This is a genomic window from Syntrophorhabdaceae bacterium (assembly GCA_028713955.1).
GTDB lineage: Bacteria > Desulfobacterota > Syntrophorhabdia > Syntrophorhabdales > Syntrophorhabdaceae > UBA5609.
The window spans coordinates 2,971-11,891 of record JAQTNJ010000091.1; the positions used below are offsets into that span (position 1 = coordinate 2,971).

Here is an 8,921-nt window from a genome sequence, read left to right on the forward strand (position 1 = left end):
TTACAGGCGGACAGAGACTGTCTTGGAGATGCCCTCTTCTTCCATGGTGATCCCGTATATGGCAGCGGAAGACTCCATGGTGATCCTGTTGTGGGTGATGAAGATGATCTGTGTTTTTGTGCTCATGCCCCTGATGATCTCAATGAGCGAGGAAAGGTTGGCATCATCGAGAGGGGCGTCGATCTCATCCATGAGGGCAAAAGGGCTTGGCCTTGTATCCATGATAGACAAGAGCAATGCAAGGGATATAAGCGCTTTCTCGCCCCCGGAGAGAAGTTCCATGCGTATGACCCTTTTCCCTGCCGGCTGAACGTACATATCTATCCCGCCGTTCTCCTGGTTGATAAACAGATAGCCCTTTCCTCCCTTGAATAACATCTCGGTAAATTTCTTAAAGGAGTCGTTTATCTTTTCAAAGGTTTCGGTAAAGAGCTCCTTTGATAGTTGGTCTATCTTGGTGATCGTCTTTTTCAGGGAATCCATTGCATTTCTCAGATCTTCTTTCTGCTGTTCGAGGAAGGCGACCCGCTCCCTCAATTCGAGATACTCTTTTTCGGCGCGGAAGTTGATTTCACCCATGTCAGCGATCTCTCTGGAGATAGCCTCCCGTTCTTCCTCAATGTGAGGATTGGGTTGCAGTGTAATGCTTTCCGGATCTTCTATGTGATAAACGGTGAGCAACCTCCCGGTTATCTGGTCTTTCTTGTCGGTAAGGACCGCGATATCCCTGTCTGTGCCTTCCCGCTTTGCCCTGATCTTGTCGATAGCCTTATTAACCGCCTCGATCCTTTCCTGTATGGCATGCTTTTCCACGTGGAGATTGCCCAGCGTTGTTTTTAATTCCTCGAGCCTTACGAGATATCTTTCAGAATCTGTTTTCAGGTCCCCGTACTCCTTTTCAAGCACTGCTATCTTTTTGGTGCATTCCACGATCGATGTGCCGAGTTGTTCCATTGACTTTTCCTTGTTACGGATCTCGTCGGCAATGTTTTGTATTGCCCCGCCCCTTCGTTCTATGTTCTCATGGAGCGCCCGCAGGGCGTTTCGCTTGCGTTCAAGGCTGATCGTCATCTCATGCCACGCAGAGAGCGAACCCTCGTAGCCCTGTTTTATCGTGTTTAACTCATCCCTGAGCAGCGTCATACCGGATTCGATTGCCTCTCTTTCCTTTTCATGCAGCACCTTTTCGCGGAGGAGTTGTTCCGGTGATGTTTGAGATGTTTCATCGAAGACATCGAGCCCTGCAGATAATTCCTGTAATTTTTCAGTGGTTGTTTTTAATTCAGCCTCGGCCATGATAATCTCTTTTTCAACGTCGCCGGCTTCTCTTTCTTTCTCTTCCCGGGACCGTTTCCGCTCGAGGAAGGTATTGTTCCATGTGTCATATCGGGCCTGCAGATCTCCTACAGAGAGATCCTGTTCCTGAAGGATAACCGCCAACTCCTTTAATTCCTTCTCGAGCCGGACCTTTTCTTTAAACTTTCTGAGATCGACCCTCTTTTCGTCCTTCTCCCTGATTATAAACCCCCGCGAATCGACGAAAACAGTATCATTCATGAAGATGCCTTCTTCACCTCTTTCAATGCTCATGAGGGCATCCTGCAAGGTTTCAATCCATTGTACGTTTATCTCAACCTCGGCACCGTTTAGCTTGAATATGCCCTGCCGGGGGAAGAAGACATAATTCCCTTCGCCCTTTTCTACAACCTCTGCAATCCCCGCGGGGTTCTCCGCGGTCAGCACATGGTATTCCAGTTCGTTGGCAAAAAATCTTTCCAGTGCCCTTTCTCTCTCCTCGGAGACCCTGATAAGGTTGATGAGCTTCCTCGTATCGGTTTCCGCGGGTTCTACGGCTTCATCGTAACCGCCAAGCTGCCTTAAAACCTCTTCTTTTGCCTGTTTTTCGCCCTTCGAGCGTTCGATGGCGCTTTTCGCCGCTTCAAGCTCCCCGGCACACCGTTCACATTCTGTCAGCGACTCTGTTTCGCTCGACATGGCGGAAACCTTTTCCTGGAGACGTTTTTCCAGCGTCTCTTTAAGTGACCGGTGACGACTTTCCAGCCCCGTCAATAACTCCTTCAGCCTTCCCTCTTCCTGGATTCGTCTCTCTTCCCTTTTCTGCCTTTCCTGCGTGATGCGCTCGATCTCCGATATCTTATTTCTGATGTCTGTCAATGTGCTCATGGTGACGAAGAGCTTCGTCCGTTCTTCCTCGACCCTTTTCTCCTGTTCCTCTATCTTTCCCTTCAAGCCCTCGGTGGCCTCGCGGAGCCGCAGTTCTTCGCCTTCTTCCTTTGCGAGATCCATGCCGTGAGCCTGAACCTGCCGGTTCAGTTCCACGATATCGTTCCGGTATGAGTCTGCCCGTGATGTCAGGGTTGTTTTTTCTTCTGTCAGGGACAGGTTTTGTTTTTCAAGTCCCGCCTTTTCTTCCCTGATGTAGTCGATCTCGACGAGCCTGCCCTCCATGTCTTTTTCCAGGCCCTTTATGTCAATCTCAAGCTGCCGCATGATGTTGTCGGTTAATGAAAATTCTGCGTCCTTTGCCTCCAGTTCCTGCTTCAGCTTCTCCTTCCCTTCCTCTTCTTTCCGGACCTCTTTCTCGATCTCCTCCTGTCTTTCAATGATCTTCCCGATCCGTTTTGTTAATCGTGAGTAACCCTGGAGCAGGATATGCCTGTCTATCTCGTGCAGTTTATCGGCGAGTTCCTTGTAAGCCTTCCACCTCTGCCACTCACCCTCTGCTTTTTCGAAGGACTTTATCACTTCACTGTATATATCTTCTATCCTGTCAAGATTTACGCTTACCTCGTCCATCCTTCCCATTGCTTCTCGCTTTTTCTCTTCAAACCGGGTGATGCCGCTTGCCTCTTCTATAATGACCCTTCTCTCAAGGGGCTTCATCTGGGCAAAGTTTTCGATCTTGCCCTGTTCAATAATCGCATAGGCGTTTGTGCCCACTCCTGTCCCGAGGAATGTATCATGAATATCCTTGAGCCTTACGATACTGCCATTGAGATAGTATTCGTTGGTGCCATCCCTGTATATCCTTCTTTTTACATTTATCTCCCTGCTTCCATCGGTGAGGTCAAGGGAAACCTCGGCGATGTTGACAGGCCGCTTGCCGTTACTTCCGTGGAAGATCACGTCGCCCATGTCCTTGACCCTCAGAGACTTTGTTCCCCGCTCCCCGAGCGACCAGACAATGGCGTCAACGATATTGCTTTTTCCGCAACCGTTTGGCCCTACGATCGATGTAATCCCGTCACTGAACTGAAAAACAGTCCTGTTCAGGAATGATTTGAATCCGAAAAGTTCAAGCCTTAATAGTCTCATGATATTGTTTCGATTGCCCTGCGCAATCTCTTTTCAACGTTTTCTCTTCCGAGGATGCCGATTACCTCGAAGATCCCCGGGCTCACCGTCCTGCCGCACAGCGAAACCCTGATAGGCTGTATAACATTTACAAGTTTTGTATTGTAATCCCGGGCAATGTTTTCTATCAGTCTCCTCTGTTCCTCCCCGTCGATTGACGGAAGACCCTTAAAGCCCTCTAAGAAATTTTCAAGGATAGGTTTCGTTGCGGGCGTCAGGAATTTTTGTTTTGCCGTTTCTTCATAGGCGACATCATCGTGAAAGAAAAATGCCGCCATCTGCGCCATCTCTTTCAGCGTTCTTGCCCTCTCTTTGAAATTGGCCGCGATGGGCACAAGGATGTCCCTGTTGGCTACAGTTATACCGAGAGCCTCAAGGAAAGGAACGAGCCTTTCCGCGATATCTTCTTCGGGAAGCCCTTTGATATAATGGCTGTTAAGCCACATCAGTTTATCCATGTCGAAGATCGCGGGAGACTTGCCGACGTTCGGAAGGTCAAACTTTTCTACCAACTCCTCCCTTGAAAAGACCTCCTGATCCCCATGGGCCCAACCAAGCCTGGCAAGGTAATTCATCAGCGCTTCGGGCAGGAACCCGTCATTTCTGTATTCAAGGAGAGATGTGGCGCCATGGCGCTTGCTGAGGCGCGCCCTATCCTTGCCGTGTATGAGGGGCACATGGGCAAAGTCAGGCATCGGGTAGTTGAGTGCCCTGTAGATGAGGATCTGTCGCGGGGTATTGTTGATGTGGTCATCGCCCCGTATGATATGGGTGATACCCATGAGCGCATCGTCGATGACAACGGTGAAGTTATATGTAGGCGTGTTATCGCTTCTCAGGATAATAAGGTCATCAAGCTCTTCACACCGGAAGGCAATGGTTCCCCTGACAAGATCGTTGAAGCTTACCTCGCCGGTGAGGGGGCTTTTGAACCGTATGACATAAGGCCTGTTCCCGTCCTGATCCTTTGCGTCCCTGCATGTCCTGTCGTAAGTTGGTTTTTTCCCCTCTTTGAAGGCTGTCTTTCGCTTTTCTTCAAGCATTTCTGTTGTACAGTAACATTTGTATGCATGCCCTTCCCCGAGAAGCCGGTAGGCATGCTCCCTGTAGATATCCATCCTCTCCTTCTGGAAATGGGGGCCCTCGTCCCACTGTATGCCAAGCCAGCTAAGCCCCTGGAGGATATCTTCCACGTACGCCTCTTTTGACCGCTCGATGTCCGTATCCTCGATCCTCAGCACGAAGGTCCCGCCCTTGTGCCTTGAAAAGAGGTAATTAAAGAGCGCGGTCCGCGCCCCGCCAATGTGGAGATTACCTGTAGGGCTTGGCGCAAATCTTGTTTTAACCAAAAGGATTCCCTCCGAAAAAAACTTGTAGTGATTATAATGGAAAACGAAACATTCATCAATGAATTTTATTGCGTTGAATTTCAAGCCCTTACAGGCCAGTTGGGATAACCGCACCTGACCGGCGGCGAGAAAGATACAGGTAGAACATCTTTTGACAGATGGTGTATACTTATTATTGATGAGTAATCCCTACACAGAGCAGCTGTTTAAAGCCTGCGAACAAGGCAGCGTTGAGAGTGAATCGCTCCTCATAGAAAAGGGCGCCGAGGTCAACGCCACAGACGAAAACGGTTCCACGCCGCTCATGTATGCCGCCATGAATGGGTTCACTGACACCGCGAGGGTCCTTATCGATAAGGGCGCTGATTGCAATGTCAAAAACAGACAGGGGTTGACCGCCCTTACATATGCCTGCTGGAACAAGCATATAGGGGTTATACGGCTATTGACCTCAAGGGGCGCTGAAGTGAACGTGAAGGACTCAAACGGCGACACCCCCCTTATGTGTTCCTGCAAGAACGGTCAGGTCGAGGCCGCAAATCTCCTTATAGGAAGTGGCGCAGACATAAATATCGCGGACCGGCAGGGCGATACACCCCTTACCTGCGCCATCGCGGGCAAGTATGTGGGGATGGCAAACCTTCTCATAACAAGGGGCGCAGACATTACCGCGAGGAACAATCACGGCAAAACAGCCATTGATATGGCCACAGAAAAGGGGTTCACCCGGCTTGTTAATGACCTGAAGTATAAACTGCAGGAGCTTCAAAAAAACAGACCTGATCTTTAATCCGGACAATTCGATCAAAAGACAATGTCGTCGCCCCATTCCTTCGATCCCCAACGGCGCCCCGCAGGGCACCCCGGTTGCCCTGATTTTTGATGCGAGAAGGGGAGAGCATGCGCATTCCCGCGCCGGCAGTATGATTGTATACAAAATTAATGATATGAAAACAAATACTTATTGAATTCTTTTCTATGTTTATGGTAAGATAGTGAGACGAAAAATAATAAAACAACAATCGTCGATTGGAGGCACGATGTTTCATGTGGGAGAAATTGCTGTTTATCCAGGTCACGGTGTTGGGAAGATAGAGTCTATTGAAGAGAAGGCATTTTCAGGCACGAAGCAGTCCTTTTATATTATCAGGATTCTCGATACCGACATGACGATCATGATCCCCGTTGATGGTGCTGACAACGCGGGTCTCAGGGCTGTCATTGCCTCCGGTCAGGTAAAGAAGGTGTATGAGATCCTGAAAGACAAGAACATGGTACACGACAACTCGCCATGGAACAGGCGCTATAAAGATTACATGGAGAGGATCAAGAGCGGCTCCATCTTCGAAGTTGCCACAGTGTTGAAGGAGCTATACGGCCTGAAACACTGGAAAGAACTTTCCTTCGGGGAAAAGAAGATGTTCGAGACAGCAAGAAACCTTATTAAAAAAGAACTCTCTATCGCGCTCGCCACAAACGAGGAAAAGATAGAAAAAGAACTCGAGAAGATCTTCTCGAACAATAATAACAATAATCACAAGGGCTGACTTTGGATCTATTGCTTCAGATAGTTCTGGTTGCTGTTACCACAATCTCAGGGTACTTCATATTAAGAGAGATCTCTTCGAACAACCTCTGGGCTTTGCTCGGCGCAGTCCTTGGCATCGGTTTCGGGTATATGATCCTGAAGCTGGAAGAAAAGCTGAAAGACATTCCGCTGAAGATCATCTTCGGGAGCCTTTTGGGAACGACCATAAGCCTGATCGTCGCAGATCTTTTTATCTCCAGGTTACTGTTGGCGCTTATCAAAGACATACCCATAACGCTGCCGATATATATCCTCTTTTATTTTGTTATGGGCTATATCGGTTTCAGGATAGGGAAGGAAAAGAGCAAGACCCTTGATCTTTCGAAGGTTCCCCTCCTTGACAGGATGGAAAACGACGAGGACGTGAAAATCCTTGATACAAGCACGATCATCGACGGCAGGATAGCGGACATCTGTGAAACGGGTTTCATAGACGGGACCTTCGTGATCCCCCAGTTTGTCCTTTATGAGATTCAGCATATTGCAGACCACAGTGATACCGTGAAGCGAACCAGGGGGAGGAGGGGTCTCGATATACTCCACCGGCTGCAGAAACAAACCTTTGTCAAGGTCAAGATCGTGGACTATGATTTCCCGAAGCTTAAGGATGTGGATACAAAGCTGATAGCCCTTGCGAAGAAGCTGACCGGCAAGATCTTAACCAATGACTATAACCTGAACAAGGTAGCAGAGCTTCAGGGGATAGAAGTGCTTAATATGAATCAACTCGCCGCTTCTTTAAGGCCTGCCATGCTGCCAGGTGAACAGATGAACGTCAAGATCCTCAAGGAAGGGAAAGAACATGGACAGGGCATAGGTTATCTCGATGACGGCACCATGGTCGTTGTCGATGACGCAAAGAAGCTCCTCGGCAAATCTGTTGATGTAGTTGTTACCAGCGTACTTCAGACTACATCGGGCCGGATGATCTTTGCAAAACTGAAAGAGCAGGCCGAAAAAGAATTCTATTTTCCCGACGAATATCAACTAAAGGAACAGGCCCGGTAAATTTATGAGGACGCTGGCAATCATCCTTGCAGGTGGTGCAGGGAAGAGGATGGGGGCAGCTACAAACAAGCAGTTTCTGCTCATTGACAATAAGCCCATCATAGTACATACCCTTCAGATCTTTGAAGAGTGCCGGGCAGTAGACGGCATCTACCTTGTTGTGAACCAGAAGGACCTTCCGATGATTCAGGAAGAAATTCTTGAAACATACCGTTTTAACAAGGTCCTGAAACTGGTTATCGGCGGAAGGCTCAGGCAGGATTCCGTGAGAAACGGCCTTGAAGCCATAGAAAACCCCTGCGATATTGTTATCATACATGATGGCGCAAGACCCTTTGTTTCCCCGTCTTTTATTGATAAAGGCATCTTTCTTATGGAGGTCTTCGATGCCGTTATTCCGGCACTTCCCGTGAAAGACACCATCAAGATCGTTTCGAAAGAGGGTTTTGTCCAGAAAACCCTGGAAAGAGATTCCCTCTGGCACATTCAGACCCCGCAGACATTCAAGTACGACCTTATCACGAAGGCCTACAGGGAAGGCGCGGCAAAGAAACTTTACGGGTATGACGATGCGACCTTTCTTGAACATATGGGGAAAAAGGTAAAGGTTATCGAAGGCTCTCCTTACAATATCAAAATAACCACGCCGGAAGATCTCATCATCGCAAGGGGTATGCTCTCACAGCTCAAGGGCAATCTATGAGAATCGGCATAGGGTATGATTTTCATCGCCTCGTAGAAGGGAGAAGACTGTATCTCGGCGGGGTTGAGATACCGCATGACAAGGGCCTTTTGGGCCATTCTGACGGGGACGTGCTTACCCATGCCATTTGTGATGCCATTCTCGGCGCAATGGCCGAAGCGGACATTGGTTTTCATTTTCCCCATACTGATGAGTCGATCAGGGACATCAGCAGCGAGAAGATACTCTCTTTCGTTATTGATATAATGAAACGAAGAAAATTCAGGGTCGTTAATATAGACGCCATAGTCATTGCGGAAGAACCGAAGATAGTTCATCATAGAGAAGTGATCAGAAGAAACCTCGCCCATATTATGGGGATCGGCAAGGGGATGGTGAACGTCAAGGGGAAAACCGCGGAAGGGGTCGGCATTATTGGTGAAAAAGAAGGCATTGCCGTACACGCAATCGCACTCCTCGAAGCAAGTCAGGAAATATGATAATCGAAGCGCAAGTTTGTTATGGTTAGGGTGAGATTTGCCCCAAGCCCCACGGGCCATCTTCACGTCGGAAATACAAGAACGGCGCTGATGAACCACCTCTTCGCACGGAAGGAGCAGGGAAGGTTCATTCTCCGCATCGAAGATACGGATATTGAGCGATCTGCTGCGGATTACGAAGCATCCATTTTGGATGACCTGAAGTGGCTCGGGATCTCCTGGGACGAAGGCCCGGTGCGGCAGACAGACAGGCTGGCGGTCTACCACGCATACGCGGAAGACCTCCTCGAAAAAGGTCGCGCCTACAGGTGCTATTGCCGCGAGGAAGAGCTCGAAAGAAAGCGAAAGGAGGCCCTGCACAAGGGAGAGCCGCCGAGGTATGACGGGACATGCAGGGACCTGTCACCTGAAGCCAGGAA

General features: G+C 49.0%; 8 protein-coding genes. 6 read left to right on the forward strand and 2 right to left on the reverse strand.

Features of this window, described 5'->3' with window-relative positions:
* Positions 1-3,336 carry a chromosome segregation protein SMC gene (gene smc / locus PHU49_09130; GenBank protein ID MDD5244165.1) on the reverse strand — a complete coding sequence of 1,112 codons (3,336 nt, stop codon included), beginning with the start codon at positions 3,334-3,336 and terminating at the stop codon, positions 1-3.
* Positions 3,333-4,724 (reverse strand): glutamate--tRNA ligase, encoded by a 1,392-nt coding sequence (gene gltX / locus PHU49_09135; GenBank protein ID MDD5244166.1) that lies wholly within the window; start codon positions 4,722-4,724, stop codon positions 3,333-3,335. Before gltX ends, smc begins: the two co-directional genes overlap by 4 nt.
* Positions 4,725-4,902: 178 nt before the next feature.
* Here gltX and PHU49_09140 point away from each other — a divergent pair, with 178 nt between their 5' ends.
* From PHU49_09140 to PHU49_09165, 6 genes are all read left to right on the forward strand, one after another.
* Positions 4,903-5,514 (forward strand): ankyrin repeat domain-containing protein, encoded by a 612-nt coding sequence (locus tag PHU49_09140; GenBank protein MDD5244167.1) that lies wholly within the window; start codon positions 4,903-4,905, stop codon positions 5,512-5,514.
* 250 nt (positions 5,515-5,764) lie between these two features.
* A complete protein-coding gene (locus PHU49_09145) occupies positions 5,765-6,271 on the forward strand; it encodes a CarD family transcriptional regulator (GenBank protein ID MDD5244168.1) in 507 nt (168 codons plus the stop codon).
* Between the two features lie 2 nt (positions 6,272-6,273).
* Positions 6,274-7,320, forward strand: coding sequence for a TRAM domain-containing protein (locus PHU49_09150; protein MDD5244169.1), 1,047 nt, complete (start codon positions 6,274-6,276; stop codon positions 7,318-7,320).
* 4 nt (positions 7,321-7,324) lie between these two features.
* Positions 7,325-8,023, forward strand: a complete 699-nt coding sequence (ispD, locus tag PHU49_09155) for a 2-C-methyl-D-erythritol 4-phosphate cytidylyltransferase (protein ID MDD5244170.1) — start codon at positions 7,325-7,327, stop codon at positions 8,021-8,023.
* Positions 8,020-8,502, forward strand: a complete 483-nt coding sequence (ispF, locus tag PHU49_09160; protein MDD5244171.1) for a 2-C-methyl-D-erythritol 2,4-cyclodiphosphate synthase — start codon at positions 8,020-8,022, stop codon at positions 8,500-8,502. The genes ispD and ispF overlap by 4 nt, the downstream gene beginning before the upstream one ends.
* A 21-nt stretch (positions 8,503-8,523) precedes the next feature.
* Positions 8,524-8,921 (forward strand): glutamate--tRNA ligase family protein (locus tag PHU49_09165; protein MDD5244172.1); only part of this gene is annotated, 398 nt, incomplete at its 3' end.